This window comes from Oceanisphaera psychrotolerans, assembly GCF_001870485.1.
GTDB lineage: Bacteria > Pseudomonadota > Gammaproteobacteria > Enterobacterales > Aeromonadaceae > Oceanimonas > Oceanimonas psychrotolerans.
In genome coordinates, this window is record NZ_MDKE01000055.1 from 122,339 (window position 1) to 142,945 (window position 20,607).

Sequence of the window (20,607 nt, forward strand, 5' to 3'; positions counted from 1 at the left end):
CGTGAATGGCGTATAGTAAATACATCGCTTCGACACCAGGACATCGCCATGACGCCATTACAGGACAGAGCCGCCGGTGCTCTTATGGGGGCCTTTATCGGCGAGGCGCTGGGCGTGGGTCCGCACTGGTATTACGATCTCGATGCCCTGCACCGGGATCACGGCCACTGGATCAGCGACTACACCACGCCCAGGCCCGGCCGTTACCATCGGGGTCTGCAGGCCGGAGATCTGTCGCAGCCCGGCTTCATTCTCAGGCTGACCCTGAATTCGCTGGTGGCATGCAACGGCTATGACCACATCGATTTCTGCCGCCGGCTGGACCAGGAGTTGTTCCCGCTGCTGGACGGCCCCCCCAACGCCGGTCCCGGTGGCTACACCAGCCAGTCGATACGCGATGCCTGGCATAAAAGAGTGGAGCAGAAGCGGCCCTGGAGCGAATGCGGCGGCCATGCCGACACCACAGAGGCCATTGAACGCACCCTGGCCATCGCCGTGCGCTACGCCACTCAGCCCGCCCGGCTGGCGGAAACCGTGGCCGCCAACACGGTACTGACCCAGAATGATGACACTGTGGTCGCCATGACGGTGGCGTTTGCCGCCGTGCTCGGTCAGCTGGTGCAGGGCCGGAGACTGGACGACCAGCTCTCGGGCCGATTAATGAAGCTGGTCGAACGCGGCGAGCTGCCCTTTCATGCGGTTACCCGGCAGAATCTGCAACCACCGGCTGCGGGGGCCGAGCCCTCCCGGGCCGGCCGCTTTGCCTCTCCCGATGCCCTGCTGACGCCATCCTGCATGGCGCAGGCCGCCGCCGATGCAGGTATCCGTATCGAACCGGCGTGGAAGGTGTCGCTGGTGTACGGCATGCCCTGTGCCATCTATCACCAGCTGCCGGCCGTCTATTACCTGGCAGCGCGCTTTGCCGACGACTTCGAGTCGGCCGTGCTTCATGCGCTCAATGGTGGCGGTCAAAATCAGGCCAGAGCCATGCTCACCGGCGCCCTGGCCGGCGCCCGGGCAGGGCTTTCCGGAATACCCGTTCGCCTTGTCGAGGGGCTGACCGACTCCGTCGAGCTGCTTCAGCTGTCCAGAGAGCTGGCCTTGCAGCTGGAGCCACATCGGAGTTGAGCCAGGATTGCCTTCTGGTACGACTCCGAACACACAGGGCTGATGCCTTCGGACAGGGAGCATTGATGAGATGAGTACACCGGTATTCGTGGGTCTGTTCATCCTCTCCGGCCTGCTGCTTGGTTGGGTGCTGCATGGCCGGACAGCACGCCGCATGACCCCCATGCTGAACCGGCTGGCCGCGGAAACCAATGGCGCTGTGTCCTCGAACAATCCGTTGCTGATGCCGAAACTCCTGTACTCCCGTTCCGGTATGGAGGTGGAAGTGTCCAGCGCATCCACGGGCATCGACGGGAACTCCGTCGAATACACCTATGTATTGTTCAAGGGCCTGCCGCCGCATAAGTTCGACTTCCGCATTCAGCCGCGCACCATCACTGCCTGCGTGAATGAATGGATTGGCTCCAGTCAGGCCCCCGCCCTCAACTCGGGGCGGCTGAAAGCCCGTCTTGCCATACACACCAATGACGATGAGCGGATGCGCAGGCTGCTGACCGACGCCATTCAGGCCGACCTGTTATTCTGGGCGGACCGGAAAACAAACCGGCTGAACGACATCCGCCCCTATGACGACAAACTGATATATGCCATCACCGGCCTGCCGGATGATATCCACGATCTCAAACGGCTGCTGGACAGTGCCTGCCGCTTTATGGAGGCGCTGACCGGGATTTTGCTCCGTGAGCAAGAGCGCGGCGGATAAAACCCGGGCAGCAGAGGTTCTGGAAGAGGAGCTGGCCTGCATGCAGTAGCAGGCATCCAGAATATAAAACCCGCCTCATGACACCTTATCGGGCAAACTGCTCCAGCAACCAGTCTTTCAGGGTCATGGCTGCCCTGCTGAGGGGCTGGCGTCTGGGATGCACCAGGTAATAGCTTTTATTCAGGGGCAGCCACAGCCCAAATGGCTCAATCAACTCCCCCCGTTCCAGCTCCTCCTGCACCAGCAGATTGTTACTCAGCACCACGCCCTGCCCGCGCTTGGCCGCATCGATTGCCAACAGTGTCTGGTCGAAATACAAGGCCGGTATCCGCTTTCTCGCCTCGGGGTCAATGGTGGTAAATCGGCTCAGCCAGTCATTCCAGAATGGATAGGGCGTGGCCACAATCAGGGTAGCATTGCCGAGCTGGTCCGGGTGCTGCAGTGCCGTGGTATCAGGATATGTGGGAGCACAAAACAACCGGACTGCATCGTCGAAGACTTCCTGTACATCGAGCGACGGATCCCGTCCGTCAAAATGACGAATCGCCAGGTCCACCGCTTCCCGCCGAAAATCAACCGGATGATTGGCAGCATTGATATGGACCTCAATGTCGGGATGTCGGCGCATGAAATCCCCCAGTCGGGGCCCCAGCCATTTGGCCGCCAGCGTCTGCGACAAGGATAACGACACCGCATCTGATGAACGCTCCCGGCAGGCCTCGCTGGCGGCGCTTATCTGCTCCAGCGCCGGTGCGATACGGCTGAAATAGCTCATGCCACGTTCAGTCACCTGCAGCTGGCGCACCTGGCGCACAAACAGTGGGTATCCCAGCCATTGCTCCAGCTTTTGCACCTGCTGCGAGACAGCTCCCGGTGTGAGATGCAACTCTTCGGCTGCCAGCTTGAAACTGGCATGACGGACCGAGGCCTCAAAGGCCACCAGAGCCCGCAAGGGCGGCATGGGTTTATGCATTAAAGATCCCCCGCAAAAAAAGCCGTGTAACCAAGCCGCATGGACGATACCTCCATTCACATAAAATAGATTATCTATTCTATGTGACAGGTTAAATCGTTTGTCGTGACGACGCAAATCGCCACAATAAAGCGATACCAAACCGGGATTAAGAAATGGAGGCACAACATGAAATATCTGCCTGTTACGGCTTTTCTGGCGCTGAGGATAAAGCTATCGGCGCAAAGGAATATGCAGTGCCCGGCTTGGTGTTTATCGCCGTCATGCTTATCAAGCACCAGACTCACCAAGCAGGGGCCCGCCCCATCCGCAGCAAAAGACTCGCACCGGAGTGATCAATCATGTCCCAACTATTTTCCGCCTTACAGATAAAAGACGTCACCTTCAGAAACCGCATCGGAGTTTCTGCCATGTGCCAATACAGCTCTGTAGAAGGGGTCGCAACCGACTGGCATCTGGTGCACCTGGGCTCCCGGGCCGTGGGCGGTGCGGGTCTGATCATGTCGGAGGCCACCGCTGTCACCCCCGAGGGACGCATCACTCCAGGCTGTGCCGGCATCTGGAACGATGAGCAAGTAGAAGCACTGATCCCCATCACCCGTTTTATTGAGCAACAAGGCTCCGTGCCCGGCATCCAGATAGCCCATGCCGGCCGCAAGGGCAGCGCCGCACGTCCCTGGGAAGGAGGGCATCACCTGAGCAACGACGAGGGCGGTTACGATATCATGGCCCCGGGTAGTGAGCCGTTCGACAGCGACGGCGTCCGCCTCTGGAAAACACCCCGCATGATGACCCACGTCGATATAGAGCAGACCCAAACCGCCTTCGTCGCCGCCGCGCAACGCGCCTTGCGGGCTGGTTACAAACTGCTGGAGATCCACGCGGCCCATGGCTACTTGCTACACAGCTTCTTTACGCCGCTCGCCAATAACCGCCAGGATGAATACGGGGGCAGCCTTGAAAACAGGGCCCGAATGCTGCTGGAAACCACAAAGAAAATCAGGGATGTCTGGCCAGAACATCTGCCGCTGGCGGTCCGGCTTTCTGCCGCCGACTGGGATGACCAGGGGTTAACCGTTCAGGACAACATTCAAATGGCGAAGTGGCTCAAGGAGCTGGGCGTCGACATTATCGACTGTAGTGCGGGCGGCGCAAGCCCCGCGTCACGCAGTTCATTGGGCAGCCGCAATGCCGACCAGATAGGACTGGCCGCCAGCATACGGGAAGGAGCAGAGATCAAGACCATGGCAGTCGGTGCCGTTACCGAAGCGGAGCAGGCGGAAAAAATCATCACCAGTGGTCAGGCCGAGCTGGTGCTGCTCGGCCGTGAGATGCTGCGCGACCCTTACTGGCCTTTCCATGCGGCCCAGACCCTGGGCGTGGATACCAAAACCATGATGCCGGTACAAAATGCATTTTTTGTCGGCTGAACATAGCTGAAAACATGACAAGGGGCCGGTTGTATTATCAACCAGCCCCGTTCGGTTTCATCACCCCTTTAGCTCCATTTTGGAGGGGCAGACCATAGGTTTCTACGCCAGGCTGGAGGTTATGCCCTTCGGCGAGGAAGTGATGAAGTCGGAGATCCCGCATCTGTCCATGGCAAGCTCACTATGCTAGTAGTAGCAGCCATGCTCGCATCCAGGCACTGCTGCCGCTATCCATTCATCAAAACGCCTCGGCCAGTTTGTCGCGGCCCACAATCACGACCAGAATAGATAATAACGCCCGCCCCCGCTCAGGTACGAGCGCAGCGATGACCCTAGGAGAAGACCCATGTCACCGGAAGATGAAGTTCGCACCGTATCCCTGAGCTTTTATGCCGCCCTGACCTGTATGGCCAATGGCGATGCAGAACCATTGGCAGCTATCTGGTCCCACGGCAACCTGGTCACAACCATGCACCCCATCGGCGACCGGCAGGTCGGCTGGAATGCCGTCAGTACCTCGTTTGAACAAGTGGCTCAGCTGGCCTCGGGCGGCAAGGTCGAGCTGCAACAGCAGCACATCCACATTGTCGGGGAGCTGGCCTGTGAGACCGGCATAGAGCAGGGCCAGATCACCCTCGCTGGCCAGAGCGTCCCTATCGAGCACAGGGTCACCAACCTCTATCAACGAGAGGCCGGCAGCTGGAAGATGATCCATCATCACACGGATATATCACCGGCCATGCTGGCGGTACTCGAGCGCTTGCCGCAAGCCTGACCACCCCAGCCGCCGGCACAAAGCTACAGGATAATGACTCATGGGCATTTCCCTGCAACATAACCGCGCTGCCTGGGCCTGGGCACTGTACGACTGGGCCAACTCCACCTTCGCCACCACCGTGCTGGCCGGCTTCTTTCCGGTATTGTTCAAGCAGTACTGGGCCGGCGACATGACGGCCACCCAGAGCACCTTCTGGCTGGGCCTGTTCAGCTCGGCGGCCAGCCTGCTGGTGATGCTGATCTCGCCCTGGCTCGGGGCCATCGCCGATCGCCGGGGAGCCAAGAAGCGCTTTTTGCTGCTGTTTACCCTGATCGGGGTGCTGCCGACCCTGGGGCTGTTCTGGGCCGGCGAGGGCCAGTGGCTGCTGGCGGCGTTGTTGTTCGCGGCGGCCAGCGTGGGTTTTTTCGGTGGCCTCACCTTCTACGATGCCCTGCTGGTGGATGTGGCCGGCCCGGAAGACAGCGACCGGGTGTCGGCCTGGGGCTATGCCCTGGGGTATCTCGGCGGTGGCCTGCTGTTTGCGCTCAACGTGGTGATGGCCACCCAACCCGAGTGGTTCGGCCTGGCCTCGGCGGCCCAGGCGGTGAAACTGTCTTTCGTGATGGTGGCCATATGGTGGACGGTATTCGCGCTGCCGCTGTTCATCCGGGTGCGGGAGCGTCCCGCCAACATGGATACCGACACCAGTTTCGCCGGCCTGTTCGCCATCCTCCGGCAGGCAGTGACCAGACCGGGGATACTCACCTTCCTGCTGGCCTACTGGCTGTATATCGATGCGGTGCATACCACCATCCGCATGGCGGTGGACTTCGGCATGGCGCTGGGGTTTGACAGCAACAGCCTGATCGCCGCCCTGCTGATGGTGCAGTTCATCGCCTTTCCCGCCGCCGTCGGCTTCGGCTATCTGGGCGAGCGCATCGGCACCCGCAAGGCCATTTACCTTGGCCTGCTGGTCTATGTGGGCGTCACCGCCTGGGGCTATTACCTGCAAACCGAGGGGCAGTTCTTCATCATGGCTGCCGCCATCGGCCTGGTGCAGGGCGGGGTGCAGGCGCTGTCGCGCTCCTTCTATTCCCGGCTGATCCCCGCCGGGCAGGCGGGGGCCTATTTCGGCCTGTTCAACATGATCGGCAAGTTTGCGGCGGTGCTGGGCCCCCTGCTGGTGGGGTTGGTGGCGCTGATCTCCGGCAGCAATCGGGTCTCCATTCTCAGCCTGCTGGTACTGTTTGTGCTCGGCGCCGGGTTGCTCACCCGGGTACGGGAGCCACAGCCCGGCAAAGCTGTGCGATAATGACGCCCTTTGTTGCTGAATGTGGCCTGTCATGCGCCTCGATAAATTTCTCTGCAAGAGCACCGAGCTGAGCCGTACCGAGGCCAGACGGGTCATCCATGCCGGCGAGGTGGTCGTCAACGGGTCGGCGGTAACCGATGAAGCGATCCAGGTGCATGAAAACAATTGCATTACCCTGGCCGGCCAGCGACTGGTCGCCCGCCCTTCCCGTTATCTGATGATGCACAAGCCAGCCGGCACCCTGTGTTCGAACGTGGACGGTATTTATCCGTCGCTGTTTCATCGGCTGGATATCGACAGGGCCGAGGATCTGCATATCGTCGGTCGCCTGGATGCGGACACCACCGGTCTGGTGCTGCTGACCGACGACGGGCGCTGGTCATTCAACATCATCCGGCCGCAGCAACAATGTGAAAAAACGTACCGGGTAGCCCTGCGGGACCCGCTGGCGGAAGAGGCGGCCGCCACCTTTGCCCGGGGCCTGCTGCTGCAGGGTGAAAGTGCCCCGACCCTGCCGGCCAGAGTGGAATCGCTCGGTAGCAGAGAAGTGCTGCTCACCATTACCGAAGGCCGCTTTCATCAGGTCAAACGCATGTTTGCGGCGGTCGGCAACCGGGTGGTCAGCCTGCACCGGGAGCAGATCGGTGCCGTTCGGCTGGATGTGCCGTCGGGCCAGTGGCGCCACCTGACCACCGATGAGGTGCGCAGCTTTTGAACCAGGCCGTACTCCCCCATCAGAAGGATGAGCCCATGCTGTTCCCCGTGATCATGGCCGGCGGCCATGGCACCCGCCTGTGGCCGCTGTCGCGCCAGCAATATCCCAAGCAGTTTCTGCCACTGCTGGATGCATCGCTATCGATGCTGCAGGCCACCATCAAGCGGCTGGAGGGACTGGATACGCCCCAGCCTCTGCTGATCTGCAATGAGGAGCACCGTTTTCTGGCCGCCGAGCAGGTACGCCAACTGGGGATCCGGCAGGCTCAGATCATGCTGGAGCCGGTGGGCCGCAACACGGCACCGGCCATCGCCCTCGCAGCCCTGTTTGCCGGTGAACAGGCAGATGATGCGGTGCTGCTGGCGCTGCCCGCCGATCATGCCATCGAGGATGTTGCCGCCTTTCATGCCGCCGTGAACGCCGCCCTTCCGCTGGCCCAGGCGGGCAAGCTGGTGACCTTCGGTATTCCCCCCACCCGGGCGGAAACCGGTTATGGCTATCTGCGACGGGGCGCGGCCATCGAGGGTACAAGCGGCTTCGAGGTGGCGCAATTTATCGAAAAACCGGACCGGGCCAGGGCCGAGACCTATCTGGCCGCCGGCGGTTATGACTGGAACAGCGGCATTTTCATGTTCCAGGCCAAGCGCTATCTGCAGGAACTGGCACGCTTTCAGCCCGAGGTGCTGGCCGCCAGTCAGGCGGCGCTGGAAGGCTGCGAGCGGGATCTCGACTTTATCCGGCTCGACGCCGACGCCTTTGCCGCCTGCCCGGATATTTCGGTGGACTACGGGGTGATGGAGCACACGCTTGACGCGGCCATGGTGCCACTTGAGGTGGGCTGGAGCGATGTAGGCTCCTGGTCGGCGCTGGCGGTACAACTGGGGCAGGATGAAGGGGGCAACACCCTGCGCGGCGACGTGCTGACCGAGCAGGTGGGCAACTGCCTGATCCATGCTGAGAGCCGTCTGGTCGCCGCCCTGGGGGTCACGGATCTGGTGATAGTCGAAACCAGCGATGCGGTGCTGGTGGCCCGTAAAAACAAGGAACAGGAGCTGAAGCGACTGGTGGCACAGCTCGACGCGCAAGGCCGCCAGGAACACATCACCCACCGCGAGTGCTATCGTCCCTGGGGAAAATTCGACGCCATCGACAGCGGCAAACGCTATCAGGTCAAGCGCATTACCGTGAATCCCGGGGCCAGCCTGTCGTTACAGATGCACCATCACAGAGCCGAACACTGGGTGGTGGTCAGCGGCACCGCCCGGGTCACTCAGGGCGACCAGACCCGGCTGCTCACCGAGAATCAGTCGGTTTATATTCCGGTCGGTCAGCGTCACGCTCTGGAAAACCCGGGCAAGATACCGCTGGAACTGATAGAGGTGCAGTCCGGTGCCTATCTGGGCGAAGACGACATCGTCCGCTTTGAAGACAGCTACGGCAGGAAAACATAGCCGTAAGCCTGTCTCTTAGTCACAAGTTTTTGTTGAGCTTAATGGTGTCATCAGGCAAAGCGCACTACTCAACCGACACGCCGTAAACCCATCCATGGGGGCTCAAACCGCGCCTCAAAAGAGGTAACAGGGACGGCATTTGCCGAGCGCCACATGGATGTGCTCGAAGCGTGTCGGGGGAGGCAACCCTGTTTCCTCTTTGACTACAGCAGAACACAGCACAGTGATAAATCCGAACACCTTCATCAGGTGACGACAGGAAGATAATGAAATGAAAAAAGTACTGGTGATTGGCTATGTCTGGCCCGAGCCCAACTCTTCCGCCGCCGGCAGCCACATGCTGTCTATTCTGCGGCTGTATAAACAGCAGGGCTGGCAGGTGGAATTCGCCACCCCGGCCCAGCGCACCGAGCACATGGTCGATCTGGCAGCAGAAGGTATTACCAGCCGGAGCATTGCGCTCAATTGCGACAGTTTCGATGCCTATATCGCCGAATACGCGCCGGATATCGTCATTTTCGACCGTTTCATGATGGAAGAGCAGTTCGGCTGGCGGGTCGAAAAAAACTGCCCCCAGGCGCTCAGGATACTGGATACCGAAGATCTGCAGTGTCTGCGCCATGCCCGCCACCAGGCCCACAAGGCGGACCGGGACATGACCACCGCCGATCTGTTCAATGACATCGCCCGGCGGGAAATCGCCGCCATCCTGCGCAGCGATCTGTCCCTGATCATCTCGGATGCTGAAATGGCGCTGTTGCAGGACCGCTTCAAGATCGATGACAGCCTGCTGCATCACCTGCCCTTCATGGTCAATCTGGCGCGACTTCCGGCTCACACCGCCGATTACGCCAGCCGCCGGCACTTCATGACCATCGGCAACTTTCGCCACGCTCCCAACTGGGATGCGGTGCTCTACCTGCAGCAAATCTGGCCGCTGATCCGCAAGCAACTGCCCGAGGCCGAGCTGCATATCTACGGCTCCTACCCGCCGCCCAAGGCCACGGCACTGCACAATCCAAAAACCGGTTTTCTGATCAAGGGCTGGGCCGATGACGCCTTCGCGGTAATGGAGCAGGCCCGAGTTTGCCTGGCACCGCTGCGTTTCGGCGCCGGCATCAAGGGCAAGCTGCTGGATGCCATGATCATGCAGACCCCGAGCATCACCACCCCCATCGGCAGCGAAGGCATGCACGGCGATGCTCCCTGGCCGGGGATGATTGCCGACGATGCCGAGGCGTTCGCGGCGGCGGCGGTGGCGTTATACAACGACAAGCAAGCCTGGCTGCGGGCACAACAACAGGGCACGGCGCTGCTGCACAGCCGTTATCACGGCCAGGTGCTGGGTGAGCAACTGATCGCGCGTATCGAGGCCACGGCCGCCGGGCTGGACCAGCACCGGCTGCACAACTTCACCGGCAGCATGCTTCGCCACCACAGTATGATGAGCACTAAATACATGTCCCAGTGGATCGCGGCCAAGAACGCCCCCTCTCGTCAGGCTGATAACGGGCCGACCGCCGGTGTTGCGCCACGCCGTCGGCCTGTCGAAAAACATTGCGCCATCAATCCCTTGTGAAAGTAACAAACTACATTAGAATAACCTTTCGTAAACAAATCATCGGCTCGGCAGCAACCTGCAGAGCAGGTTAGTAAACTCCATAATAAGGACATTCACTATGACATCCTGGTTAAAACGCGCGCTGATAGCGGCATCTCTGGCCGTCACCCTGCCTGTCGCCGCCGCCAATTACACCATTGGCACCGGCAGCCAGAGCGGCACCTACTACCCACTGGGCGGCATGCTGGCCAAGGTCTGGAGCGAGAATATCGATGGCTTCAACATGCGTGCCGAAGTCACCGCCGCCTCGGTTGAAAACATCATCAAGGTCGCCTCCGGCCAGCAGCTGGCCGGTATCGCCATGGGTGACTCCGTACTGGCCGCCGTGAACGGTGAAGCCCCGTTCAAGCGTCCGATGGATGTGTCCGTGCTGTTTGCCCTTTACCCCAACGTGGTGCAATTCCTGGTACCGGCTGACTCCGACATCAACTCCGTGGCCGACCTCAAGGGCAAGAAAGTGTCCGTGGGTGCCCCCGGCTCCGGCACCCGCGTTGGCTCCACCGCTATCCTGTCGGCCCTGGGCATCCAGGAAGGTGATTTCAAGGCCCAGAGCCTGAACTACACCGCCACCACCGAAGCCTTGGCCAACGGTCAGATCGATGCCGGCGTCATCATCGGCAGCGCCGGTGTGGGTGCCATCACCGAACTGGCCCTGACCCGTGATATCCGCGTCCTGTCCTTCAGCCAGGAAGAGCTGGACAAGATCCACGCCGCCCAACCCGCCTATGCCGGCATGGAAATTCCCGCCGACACCTACAACAAGGTACCGGCATTCACCGCCCCCGCAGTCTGGAACGTGCTGGTGGTGAAGAAGGATCTGGATCCCAAGCTGGCCAACGAGATGCTGAAAACCGCCTTTGACAACATGGACGGCATCAAGAACGTGATCGCCGATGCCAAAAGCACCACGGTTGAAAACATGGATCGTTTGCAGGGTGCACCACTGCATGAAAGCAGCCAGACCTACCTGAATGAAATGAAAGGCAACTAAGCTCCATGCAACAACACGATATAAACAACGAACCCGCCAGGCTTGGCGGGTTCGATTATTTGATAGGGGCCGTCGCACTGGCCCTTACCCTGTTCCAGATCTGGCATGGCCTGGCCGCCGAACTGTCGGCCCCCATCTTCCTGCCCGTTCACCTGAGCTGGGTACTGGTGCTGGTCTTCATGGTCAATCCTGCCTTTTCCCGCTCTTCACCCCTGTACCAGCTCGGACGTTTGTCTGATCTGGTGTTCGCGGTGATCAGTGTCTGGGCCGGTTTCCGTTTGTCCAACTTCGACTACAACGACCTGAGCTTCCTGCTGGACGGCCTGGGCAATGTAGATCTCTACACCGGCGCCGTACTGATCGTCCTGCTGCTGGAGGCCACCCGCCGTACCGTGGGCTGGGTGATGAGCGCCATTGCCATCCTGTTTCTGGTGTATGCCATGTTTGGCAACGTCCTGCCGGACAGCTTCGCCAGCAAGGGCTTCGACCTGCAGGAAATCATCCGCTTCCATATCTTCTCCACCAACGGCGTATTCGGCGCTCCCCTGGCCATTTCCGCCGGCGTGGTGTTCGTGTTCGTGTTGTTCGGTGCCCTGCTGCAGGTAACCGGTGCTGGCCAGTTCTTTATCGACTGCGCCTTTGCCATTGCCGGGCGCTACCGGGGCGGCCCGGCCAAGGCCTCGGTGCTGGCTTCTGCCGCCCTGGGTTCCATTTCCGGCTCGGCCATTGCCAACACCGTGACCACCGGCGCCCTGACCATCCCGATGATGAAAAAGCTCGGCTACAAGCCCGAGCAGGCCGCCGGCATCGAAGCGGCCGCCTCCACCGGGGGCCAGATCATGCCGCCGGTCATGGGAGCGGGCGCCTTCGTCATGGCCCAGTTTACCGGCCTGCCCTATGCCGAGATCCTGATGGTGTCCATTGCCCCGGCCATCCTCTACTTCTTCTGTACCCTGCTGTACGTGCACCTGATGGCCTGCAAGCTCGGCCTCAGCGGCATGGACAACGTGCAGAAGGTCGCGGTGGTGGTCAAACAGGGCTGGCATTACCTGCTGCCGCTGGTGATGATCACCATGCTGCTGCTGATGAGCTACTCGCCCGTGCTGGTGGGTCTGGCCGGCTGTCTGGCCATCATCGTGGCCGCCTTCAGCCGCCGCAAGACCTGGGTGCCCTTCTCCGCCATTCTCGCCGGTCTGCGCGACGGTGCCCTGATGATACTGCCCATCAGTGCCGCCTGTGCCACCGCCGGTATCGTGGTCGGGGTCGTAGGTCAGACCGGTATCGGCCTGCAGTTCACCCAGGCACTGCTGGCGCTGTCCGGCGGCTACCTGTGGGGGGCCTTTATCCTGATCGCCCTGGCCGCCGTGGTGCTGGGCATGGGCCTGCCGGTCACCGCCGCCTACATAGTGCTGTCGGTGATGGCGGTGCCTGCGCTGAGCGAGTTCGGCCTGCCGGTACTGACCGCGCACCTGATCGTGTTCTGGCTGTCGCAGACCTCGAACGTCACCCCGCCCATCGCCCTGGCCGCCTTTGCCGGTGCCGGCATTGCCGGTGCCTCGCCCATGAAGTCGGCGGTGCAGGCCTTCAAGCTGGCCTTCGGCTTCTTCATCATCCCGCTGATGATGGCCTACTCCGGGCTGCTGTGGCAGGCCGATGACACCGCCTTCCGCTTTGCGGTGGCGATTCTGGCCACTCTGGGTCTGATCATCGCCTTTGCCTGCGGGGTGGAAGGACGACTGTTCAACCGCCTCAATGTGCCGGCGCGTGGCCTGCTACTGATCATCGCCGCCCTGATGCTGGTCGAAAGCCCGGTGGTGCGTCTGAGTGCCCTGGCCGTGCTGACGCTGGTCGCCCTGTGGGACTGGAAAAAAGGCAGTGATCCGGTAAACGCCTGACGCTTACTGAAACAATGTCTCAAGCATACCGGGCTCCGTGCCCGGTATTTTTTTGCCTGTTATATCCCGCCTGACGCCCTTAACGGCGATGCTTCCGGCACCACCAGCAACCGCTCGAACTCCTCCAGCGACATGGGCCGGCCAAACAGATAGCCCTGAAAGTGCCGGCAGCCGATATCCAGCAGCCCGCTCCGTTGATCCTCCGTTTCCACCCCTTCGGCAATCACCTCCAGCCGCAGGCTGCCGGCCAATGCACAGATGGCCCGGATAATCTCCAGGCCATGGCCGCCAGCCGTCATATCACGCACAAAGGACTGGTCGATTTTCAACTGATCCAGCGGCAGTTTCTGCAGATAGGCCAGTGACGAATAGCCGGTACCGAAGTCGTCAATCGAAAAATAGATCCCATGACGCCTGAGTTCGTGCATGCGTTCAATGGCCCCCGGCATGTCATCGAGCAACATGGTTTCGGTCAGTTCCAGCTTCAGCCGCTGAGGATTGGCACCGCTCCGGGCCAGCAGCTGGAGCACGGTATCGACGAACGCGGGTTGATACAGCAGCCGGGCACTGAGATTGACCGCCAGGCTGAGCCCGGCGGTGTCCGCGTCACCCTGCCACAGTGCCAACCGGTGACAGGCCTGGCGCAGCATCTGCAAATCTATCTGCTCGATCAGGCCGGCCTGCTCGGCCACCTCGATAAAAACGCCCGGACCGAGCAGGCCCCGTTGCGGGTGCTGCCAGCGCGCCAGCACCTCGGCGCCCGTCACGCGGCCGGCCTCATCCAGCTGCGGCTGCAGGTAGGGGATGAATTCTTCGGCCTGCAGCCCCCGGCGAATGTCTTCCTCCAGGCGCAGGCGCGTACTGACCGCCTCCTGCATGGCCGGGTCAAAGAAGCGGATACCATCCCTGCCCGATACCTTGACCTGATGCATGGCCAGATCGGCCTGCTGTATCAGCTCGTCGGCCGGGTTGCCGGTACCATTGAACAGGGTGATGCCGATACTGGCCGTGCTGTGCAATTCGAGCTGCTCGATTCGACAGGGTTTGTCCAATGCGTTGTGCAGCTGCATCGCATACTGCTCGGCCCGGGTAGCGGCCTCCTGATGGTCACCGGCCAGACTCTCGATCATCACCACAAATTCGTCGGCGCCGAGGCGCGCCACCGTATCACTGGCGCGCACGGCGGCACCGAGTCGGTTGGCGATCTGGCTCAGCAACTGGTCACCGGTATGGTGGCCATAGAGGTCGTTGATACTCTTGAAGCCATCCAGATCCAGAAACAACAGGGCGGCATACTGGTTACGGCGAGCTGCTATCTCCATGGCATGCTGCACCCGATCGAGCAACAGGCTGCGGTTGGGCAGACCGGTCAGCGCATCGAAGCAGGCGAGATGCCGGATACGCGCTTCGGCGGCCTTGCGCTCGGTGATGTCGTCCATCGAGGCCACATAGTGGGTTAGCTCGCCTGGTGGTTGCGTACCCCGCTGATCGACAGCCATTCGGGATATATTTCGCCGTTCTTGCGCCGGTTCCAGATCTCGCCCTGCCAACGCCCCTCTGTGGTCAGTTGTTGCCACATCGCCTGATAAAAGGCCGCATCATGCGCCCGGAGCCGAGCAGGCTGGCATTTTTGCCCATCACCTCGTCGGCACCGTAACCGGTGATGGTACTGAATGCCTGGTTGACCCGCAGAATGCGGCTGTGCTGATCGGTAACCAGCAGGCCTTGCCGGGTCTCGAAGGCGGTGGCCGCGATCTGCAGCTCCCGTTCGTCACGGAGCCGCCGCCTGATATCCCCGAGCATCCAGCCCAGACAGACGGTCGCCACAGGCATCACCAGCAGCATGGGCACACCGGCCTGCCATGAAATGGAGGCGGCATTGGGCACCGGCGGCAGAAAAAACAGTAACAGCACCAGGGTATGGACGAGCAGGCCGAAAACCAGCAGCGACCCGGGTCCCTTGCCGACTCGGCCCTGCCGCTGCAAATGACGGTAGAGCAGGCCCAGCAGCACGGACATGACGATAACGGACAACCCCGTCCACATGCCCGCCCCCCCCAGCCAGATGCGGTAGCTGCCGGCAAGCAGGGCGGCGATACCGGCGACCAGAGGGCCACCGAACAGTGCCGCTATACTCAGTATCACGCTGCGGGCATCGAATACCCACCCGCTATCCAGCTTGATTGCGATCATCATGCCAATCACGCAGGTCATGCCGAACAGCAGTCCGGTACTCAACTTTGCGGTGCTGTCCTGCCGGTCCCAGAAGCGGGTATTCAGTGTCAGCAGCCAGCACAATGACAACAGCAGCGCGGAATGTTCAACAAAATGGATAATCAAGAAAAAGGGCCCCCTGGGTCCTGAACGAAATAAAATGCAGAAACGTGACGATGATGAAGCGTAAAGAACGCGTATGTGAACATATTTACCGGCAATTTCAATTGTTTCAGATCAAGCAGCCACTGATACCCCGGGATCCGACCGGGATGAGGTGCCTGTCTGGTACCGGCTAGAAGCCGGCCTCCTGACGGATCAGGGCCAGCGCCGAACGCCAGTAGTGCCAGCTCCAGGCACGCGGTTCGCCGTAGATCACCAGCCTGCCACGCAGTTGAGCCAGTCCGGTCAGTGGCAGCCCCGGCTGTTCCTCCAGCTCCAGTGCCACCCGGTACAGGGCCAGCTCAGGGATCAGCTGTTCGCCCTGCTCCCGGACCAGCAGTTCTCCGCCTCTGGCCGACGCCAGCATACCGTCGTTCAGCACCCGGGTGGCGTCGGTATCGATACGACTGATGGTCAGCGACAGCGGCGCGATACGATCCGACTCGGCATAGAAACGGGCACGGTCACCCACCCGAATACGGTCGAGTTCGTACTCCTGCAGGTAGCCGTGTACCTGCCATGTCTCCATGTCGACCACGGTGGCCAGTGTTTCGTTCTGTGCCAGCCACTGCCCCTCGGCCAGATCCTGACTGTTCCAGAACAACAGCCCCTGCTGCGGTGCCACCAGCCGGTACTGGGCCAGCAGTTCATCTATGCCCCGCAGCTCCGCCTCCACTTTTTGGCGTTCGGCCCGCAGCACCTGCTGCTGTTCGCGCCATTCAGCCTGCAAACCGCTGGCCTCGCTCCGCCATTGCAAACCGCGCAACCGGGCCTCGGCCGCACGCCGCTGAAACAGCAGATCCGGCGAACCGAGCCGGGCGATGACCTGACCCGGTGCAACCCGGCTGCCCTGCGCCACCAGCATCTGTTCCAGCCGGGCATCACCCGCCACGATCAGGGGGGTGCTCACCGCCGGCGTCAGCAGCGCCTGGGTATGAATACGGCTGTCCCAGGGCAAGGCCACCAGCGCACAGAAAAGGAGCAGTATGCCCAGGGTAATGACGCTGCGTTTGCGTTTCATGATGACACCTCTGTATTGCGCCCAGACCACCAGTTCCCGCCAGATCGGGCGCAAGATAAACCAGGTTATTTCCACCCCCGCCAGCAGGGGGCCGAGCGGCTTGGGAAACATCAGGTAGACCAGCACCGCGATGCCGGTGAAGACGATCAGCCGATAGAGCCAGGTACCCCAGGCAAACAGCAGCAGCATTCGGTGCCGGCGTGCCGGAAACACCTCGGGCTGCGGCTCGCCCAGTGCAAATAGCCCTTCTCGCAGCCGCCAGCGAGCCAGGGCAAAGGCCCGCGGATGCAGGTTGGGCAGCTCCAGTGCGTCCATCAGCAGAAAGTAACCGTCAAAGCGCAGGAAAGGCGAGGCGTTGATGGCCAGGGTCGACAACCAGGTGGTGGTCGCCAGCAGGAAGGCGCCGTTGCGCAATACCCCATCCGGCAGCAAGGTCCAGCACAGAGTTGCCCATGCCGCTATGGTCAGCTCGGTCAGAATGCCCGCCGCCCCCACCCGCAGCCGCTGCTTTTGCTGTGGCAACTTCCAGGCATCATTCACATCCGTGTAGGCCATCGGAAACATCACCAGAAAGGCGATGCCCATGGTCGGTACCCGGCAGCCATAACGTTTGGCGGTATAGGCATGCCCCAGCTCATGCAGAAACTTCACGCACACCAGGGTCACGCCATAGGCCAGCACGCCCTGCAGGCTGAACAGATCCACCAGGGTCGCGGTAAAACGGTCCCACTGGCGAGAAACCTCGACCAGCCCCAGCAGCAGGGCCGCCAGCGTCAGCCAGACAAAACCACGGCTGGCGCACCAGCCAACCCAGGGCAGGGTGCGGCCCAGCCAGGCATCCGGCCGCCACAGCGGCACCCGAAAAAACAGGTAATGATGCAACAGCCGGGTCATCCAGCCCGGCTGGCGCCGCTCGGTCTGCGCCGTTTGTGCGCGGCTGTCTTGCGCCGTCGAGCGCTTGATCAGTTCGTGTTGCTGCACAAAATCGACCACCCTGGACACGGCTTGTGCGTCCACCTGCAGCGTGGTTTCCTGCTGCAATGCCTGTGCAATCGAGTCGGCGTCGGCCAGTTGCCAGCGGCAGAGAATTTCGAAGGTGAGCCAGTCGATACGAAAATAGAGATTGCGCACCGGATCGTGCAGCGACCAGCTGGGTGCCCCGGTCGGCGAGCTGGGCCCCGCATAGAGGGTCAGTTCATCGCGCAGTTGGGGCCAGGGCGCCGTTGTGGCCGCCGGTAATGCACTCACAAGCCGATCCAGGCACGCAACGCCGCCCAGGGACGACGCAGGATCCAGTAAGCCAGGGACACCCGTTCACCTTCCAGCTTGGCGGTGCCTTTCAGTCCGACTCGCGGACCCGGCTGCGCTTCATCCTCGACCACAAGCCGCGCCCGCACCCGATAGGCGTAATGGCCCTCCGGACGAAGCTCCGGCTCGTGAGCCACATATTCGACCCTGGCCCCGAGCGGCGTGAGCGGATCCGATACCAGATAGAGGGTAACCGGTGCCTCGGCCGGCAACGCAATCATGTCGGCCGGTGACAACCAGGCTTCCAGCTGGGTTTGTGTTTCGTCGGCCACCACCAACACCCGCTCTCCGGTGACCACCGGCCGCCCGACCCAGTCACTGGCGTCGTCGAGCAGCACGATGCCGGCCCGGGGGGACAAGACCTCGCTGCGCCGGTTCAGCTCCCGCAGATATTCGACCTCGACCTGCTGCTGATCAATCTGGCTCTGCAACACCGCCAGTTCGGCCTTGCTGTCCGGATCAAACAAGGCCCGCTGGGCATTGCGGCGGTATTCGGCCTGTTGCGTGACCAACTGACGCCCCGCTACCTCCAGCCGACTCGCCAGGCTGACTCGATCAAACTCGAACAGCGGTTGCCTTTCGGTGACCCGCTGATTGGGCGTGACCAGCACCCGATCGACGATACCGTCCAGCGGGGCACGAACAATCGCCGGATCCAGCGGGATCAGCTCGGCCGGAGCCAGCACCGTCAGCCGTACCGGCAGCATGCCGATCAACAGGGTTACCGCCACCGCCCCGAGCCGGATCAGCCAGCGTCGGGTCGCGCTCGATGCGCCCCGGGTACGCCATCGGCCCCGCCAGCTGACGGGCTGCACAATGGCGTAACGGGCCGACCAGGCTTCGGCCCACTCCTGCAGCAATGCCAGCTCGGCACTGTTGAACGGCGTATCGCGTGCCAGCACCAGTCGTCCGCCGTTGAAACGGCCACCACCGGGCAGTTCAACCGTCGCCAGAAACGGCGGCAGCCACTCGGCCCAGTCCGGATCTTTCCCCGCCAACGCACGCAAATCGGTGGCAAAGGCGCCGGACTCGCTGGCATCCTCACCCTGCCCGCACCAGCGCATCAGCCACTGCACATAGGGGGCATGCTGCTCGACAGCCGTGACGCCGGACAGTGCGGCCACCCCCTGATCCCGGCTCCAGAAGGCCGACTGACGAAAGGGCACCAGCGCCTGGGTTTCGTTCACCAGCAAGAATCGCAGTTCGGCTGCCTTGTCACACTGGCGTGCGCGACGGCTCAGTTGCAGCAGGGTAGCCAGTGTCTGTTCCGCCGACACTGGCAGCGTTATCGAGGCATTCATGTGGTTATACGTCACCCTCGGCGCCGGTATTCACTGCCTGACGAGCCAGCTCGATCAGCCGATCCCGCTCTCCCTTCCAGGCAAACTGGGACTGCGACTTGAGCTGATCCATCAGACCGATTTTGCCGGTCTGTGCCGTGGTATCGCTATTGGCATCGGCGCGGACACGAATCGTGACCTGCGTTTCAACCTGGCGGCCATTTTCGTCCCGCGCGATGACCTTGATGACCATAACACCGTCAAAATTGGCCGGTGCCACCCCCCGGAACTCGCCCTTCTCTGCATCGAACAGCAGCCAGTCCGGCAGCGACTGACCATTCACCAGTACGGCACTGAGCTGGATATCCACCCCCGGCTGCGTGTGGCCAAAGGTATCCGCCGGAATAATGAAGCTGATGGTCGTCAGGCCACCACTGGAGCTGAAGTTCTGCTCGGGAATATCACGCTGCACCATCAACACCCCCGACAGCGGCTCATAGCTGGTGTCGCTAAAGGTGACTTTGGGTTCCGCTGCAACCTGGCTGACCGGTGCCGTTGAGGTAACACCCGTGCCGGCAGCCGGAGCCGGTACCGCCGCCCGGGACGGAGCTGCCGGAGTGACCGGTGGCGTCGTGGCGTCATTATCTCGTCTGGCGGTTGCGTTGATGCTGCCATCGGCATTGAAAATGACACCACTGCCGTCGTCCTTGAGGGTGGCCGTGGCCGTGACACTGCTGCCCCCTTGCGGGGTGGCCATCAGATTAAAGGTTTTATTGTTGTCCTTGATGGCGTCATCGATCACCGGCGTGCGCACCAGCAGGGCTCCACTCGCCGGCAGCATGGCTGCAGACGAATAAGGCGTCCAGCTTGCTCCGCCATCGGCAGAGACTTCCAGGTTGTTGCCGCCGATGGCGCCGTAATCGATACCGGCCCCCGCGGCCGAGCCACCACCCAGCACCAGTTCCACCCTCTCGCCCGCCACACCTTTGACGGTGAACACCGCATAAGGTGAGGCTTCATTGACCACGGGGCTCGATACCGTCACCGGGTCGGCCACCGGCGTGACGGTGACCGTCACGCTGGTCAACGCCGTGTCCAGGCTGCCATCGGTGGCCACATAGCTGATGGTGGCCTCGCCGTTGAAGTTGGCCGCCGGCGTGAACACCAGCTTGCCATCCACGATGCTCACGGTGCCCTGTTCGGCCGGCACCGTGGCCGACTTGATGCTCAGCGCCGGACCGTCGATATCGCTGTCGTTGGCCAGCACATCGATGGTTACCGGGATGTCTTCTTTGGTGCTGGCAGTGTCGGCCTGAGCCACCGGCGCATCATTGGCCGCATCCACGTTGACGGTCAGGGTGTAGCTGCTATCGCTGTACACCGTGCCGTCACTGACCTTGAAGCCAATCTCGCTGTAGTCGTTGCCGCTCTCGTTCTCACCCGGCACGAAGCGCAGGTAACCGGCATCCAGGTCGGCCTTGCTGATCGCCTGGTTCAGCGTCACCGCCACCCAGTCACTGCCGTCGAAGTACTCCAGGCTGCCGGCGGTTTCCAGACTGGTGATCTGCACACCGGCCAGGCTGTCGCCATCCACATCGGCGAAGCTGCCGAAATCATCGGCGCCCAGCACCTTGGTGGTGTCTTCG

At 61.7% G+C, this 20,607-nt stretch carries 18 protein-coding genes; 11 read left to right on the forward strand and 7 right to left on the reverse strand.

Annotated elements, in window-relative coordinates:
• The first annotated feature begins 48 nt into the window (after positions 1–48).
• Together BFR47_RS14940 and BFR47_RS14945 are read left to right on the forward strand one after the other, a co-directional pair.
• Positions 49–1,128 (forward strand): ADP-ribosylglycohydrolase family protein, encoded by a 1,080-nt coding sequence (locus BFR47_RS14940; protein WP_071473813.1) that lies wholly within the window; start codon positions 49–51, stop codon positions 1,126–1,128.
• Between the two features lie 88 nt (positions 1,129–1,216).
• Entirely contained in the window at positions 1,217–1,831 is a 615-nt protein-coding gene (locus BFR47_RS14945; protein WP_139215198.1) for a hypothetical protein, read from the forward strand.
• 85 nt (positions 1,832–1,916) lie between these two features.
• Here BFR47_RS14945 and BFR47_RS14950 read toward each other — a convergent pair whose 3' ends face one another.
• Positions 1,917–2,804 (reverse strand): LysR substrate-binding domain-containing protein, encoded by an 888-nt coding sequence (locus BFR47_RS14950; protein WP_071473815.1) that lies wholly within the window; start codon positions 2,802–2,804, stop codon positions 1,917–1,919.
• A gap of 155 nt (positions 2,805–2,959) precedes the next feature.
• Here BFR47_RS14950 and BFR47_RS14955 point away from each other — a divergent pair, with 155 nt between their 5' ends.
• The 9 genes from BFR47_RS14955 (at position 2,960) to BFR47_RS14995 (ending at position 12,976) form a co-directional block, all read left to right on the forward strand.
• The gene (locus tag BFR47_RS14955) at positions 2,960–3,139 is read left to right on the forward strand and encodes a hypothetical protein (protein WP_071473816.1); all 180 of its coding nucleotides are present in this window, start codon (positions 2,960–2,962) and stop codon (positions 3,137–3,139) included.
• Between the two features lie 6 nt (positions 3,140–3,145).
• Positions 3,146–4,234: an NADH:flavin oxidoreductase/NADH oxidase gene (locus BFR47_RS14960; protein WP_083399174.1), complete on the forward strand. Its 1,089-nt coding sequence runs from the start codon at positions 3,146–3,148 to the stop codon at positions 4,232–4,234.
• Positions 4,235–4,580: 346 nt separating this feature from the next.
• On the forward strand, positions 4,581–5,009 hold the full coding sequence (locus BFR47_RS14965; RefSeq protein ID WP_083399175.1) for a YybH family protein: 429 nt from the start codon (positions 4,581–4,583) through the stop codon (positions 5,007–5,009).
• 40 nt (positions 5,010–5,049) lie between these two features.
• Positions 5,050–6,303 carry an MFS transporter gene (locus tag BFR47_RS14970; protein ID WP_071473818.1) on the forward strand — a complete coding sequence of 418 codons (1,254 nt, stop codon included), beginning with the start codon at positions 5,050–5,052 and terminating at the stop codon, positions 6,301–6,303.
• Between the two features lie 31 nt (positions 6,304–6,334).
• Positions 6,335–7,018 (forward strand): pseudouridine synthase, encoded by a 684-nt coding sequence (locus tag BFR47_RS14975; protein WP_071473819.1) that lies wholly within the window; start codon positions 6,335–6,337, stop codon positions 7,016–7,018.
• A 35-nt stretch (positions 7,019–7,053) separates the two neighbouring features.
• On the forward strand, positions 7,054–8,469 hold the full coding sequence (locus tag BFR47_RS14980) for a mannose-1-phosphate guanylyltransferase/mannose-6-phosphate isomerase (protein WP_071473820.1): 1,416 nt from the start codon (positions 7,054–7,056) through the stop codon (positions 8,467–8,469).
• A gap of 271 nt (positions 8,470–8,740) precedes the next feature.
• Entirely contained in the window at positions 8,741–10,048 is a 1,308-nt protein-coding gene (locus BFR47_RS14985) for a glycosyltransferase (protein ID WP_083399176.1), read from the forward strand.
• A gap of 100 nt (positions 10,049–10,148) precedes the next feature.
• Positions 10,149–11,081 carry a TAXI family TRAP transporter solute-binding subunit gene (locus BFR47_RS14990; protein WP_071473821.1) on the forward strand — a complete coding sequence of 311 codons (933 nt, stop codon included), beginning with the start codon at positions 10,149–10,151 and terminating at the stop codon, positions 11,079–11,081.
• A 5-nt stretch (positions 11,082–11,086) separates the two neighbouring features.
• The gene (locus BFR47_RS14995) at positions 11,087–12,976 is read left to right on the forward strand and encodes a TRAP transporter permease (RefSeq protein ID WP_083399177.1); all 1,890 of its coding nucleotides are present in this window, start codon (positions 11,087–11,089) and stop codon (positions 12,974–12,976) included.
• A gap of 59 nt (positions 12,977–13,035) precedes the next feature.
• Here BFR47_RS14995 and BFR47_RS18270 read toward each other — a convergent pair whose 3' ends face one another.
• The 6 genes from BFR47_RS18270 to BFR47_RS15015 form a co-directional block, all read right to left on the reverse strand.
• Positions 13,036–14,415: a putative bifunctional diguanylate cyclase/phosphodiesterase gene (locus BFR47_RS18270; protein ID WP_217645567.1), complete on the reverse strand. Its 1,380-nt coding sequence runs from the start codon at positions 14,413–14,415 to the stop codon at positions 13,036–13,038.
• Positions 14,416–14,432: 17 nt separating this feature from the next.
• A complete protein-coding gene (locus BFR47_RS19225; RefSeq protein WP_281245979.1) occupies positions 14,433–14,555 on the reverse strand; it encodes a hypothetical protein in 123 nt (40 codons plus the stop codon).
• Positions 14,540–15,316, reverse strand: a complete 777-nt coding sequence (locus tag BFR47_RS18275) for a LytS/YhcK type 5TM receptor domain-containing protein (RefSeq protein WP_217645568.1) — start codon at positions 15,314–15,316, stop codon at positions 14,540–14,542. The genes BFR47_RS19225 and BFR47_RS18275 overlap by 16 nt, the downstream gene beginning before the upstream one ends.
• A 169-nt stretch (positions 15,317–15,485) precedes the next feature.
• The gene (locus BFR47_RS15005; RefSeq protein ID WP_217645569.1) at positions 15,486–17,621 is read right to left on the reverse strand and encodes a site-2 protease family protein; all 2,136 of its coding nucleotides are present in this window, start codon (positions 17,619–17,621) and stop codon (positions 15,486–15,488) included.
• Positions 17,618–18,982 (reverse strand): efflux RND transporter periplasmic adaptor subunit, encoded by a 1,365-nt coding sequence (locus BFR47_RS15010; RefSeq protein WP_071473822.1) that lies wholly within the window; start codon positions 18,980–18,982, stop codon positions 17,618–17,620. Before BFR47_RS15010 ends, BFR47_RS15005 begins: the two co-directional genes overlap by 4 nt.
• Positions 18,983–18,986: 4 nt before the next feature.
• Positions 18,987–20,607: tandem-95 repeat protein (locus tag BFR47_RS15015; protein WP_139215199.1), on the reverse strand; the 1,621-nt coding region annotated here is incomplete at its 5' end.

Bases quoted from the DNA above. Each gene is read 5' to 3' on its own strand.
- BFR47_RS14960 (WP_083399174.1), top strand. From the start codon at position 3,146: ATGTCCCAACTATTTTCCGCCTTACAGATAAAAGACGTCACCTTCAGA.
- BFR47_RS14940 (WP_071473813.1), top strand. From the start codon at position 49: ATGACGCCATTACAGGACAGAGCCGCCGGTGCTCTTATGGGGGCCTTT.
- BFR47_RS14950 (WP_071473815.1), bottom strand. From the start codon at position 2,804: ATGCATAAACCCATGCCGCCCTTGCGGGCTCTGGTGGCCTTTGAGGCC.
- BFR47_RS14980 (WP_071473820.1), top strand. From the start codon at position 7,054: ATGCTGTTCCCCGTGATCATGGCCGGCGGCCATGGCACCCGCCTGTGG.
- BFR47_RS14975 (WP_071473819.1), top strand. From the start codon at position 6,335: ATGCGCCTCGATAAATTTCTCTGCAAGAGCACCGAGCTGAGCCGTACC.
- BFR47_RS14970 (WP_071473818.1), top strand. From the start codon at position 5,050: ATGGGCATTTCCCTGCAACATAACCGCGCTGCCTGGGCCTGGGCACTG.
- BFR47_RS15010 (WP_071473822.1), bottom strand. From the start codon at position 18,982: ATGAATGCCTCGATAACGCTGCCAGTGTCGGCGGAACAGACACTGGCT.
- BFR47_RS18270 (WP_217645567.1), bottom strand. From the start codon at position 14,415: ATGGACGACATCACCGAGCGCAAGGCCGCCGAAGCGCGTATCCGGCAT.
- BFR47_RS14965 (WP_083399175.1), top strand. From the start codon at position 4,581: ATGTCACCGGAAGATGAAGTTCGCACCGTATCCCTGAGCTTTTATGCC.
- BFR47_RS14955 (WP_071473816.1), top strand. From the start codon at position 2,960: ATGGAGGCACAACATGAAATATCTGCCTGTTACGGCTTTTCTGGCGCT.
- BFR47_RS14985 (WP_083399176.1), top strand. From the start codon at position 8,741: ATGAAAAAAGTACTGGTGATTGGCTATGTCTGGCCCGAGCCCAACTCT.
- BFR47_RS14995 (WP_083399177.1), top strand. From the start codon at position 11,087: ATGCAACAACACGATATAAACAACGAACCCGCCAGGCTTGGCGGGTTC.
- BFR47_RS14990 (WP_071473821.1), top strand. From the start codon at position 10,149: ATGACATCCTGGTTAAAACGCGCGCTGATAGCGGCATCTCTGGCCGTC.
- BFR47_RS19225 (WP_281245979.1), bottom strand. From the start codon at position 14,555: ATGTGGCAACAACTGACCACAGAGGGGCGTTGGCAGGGCGAGATCTGG.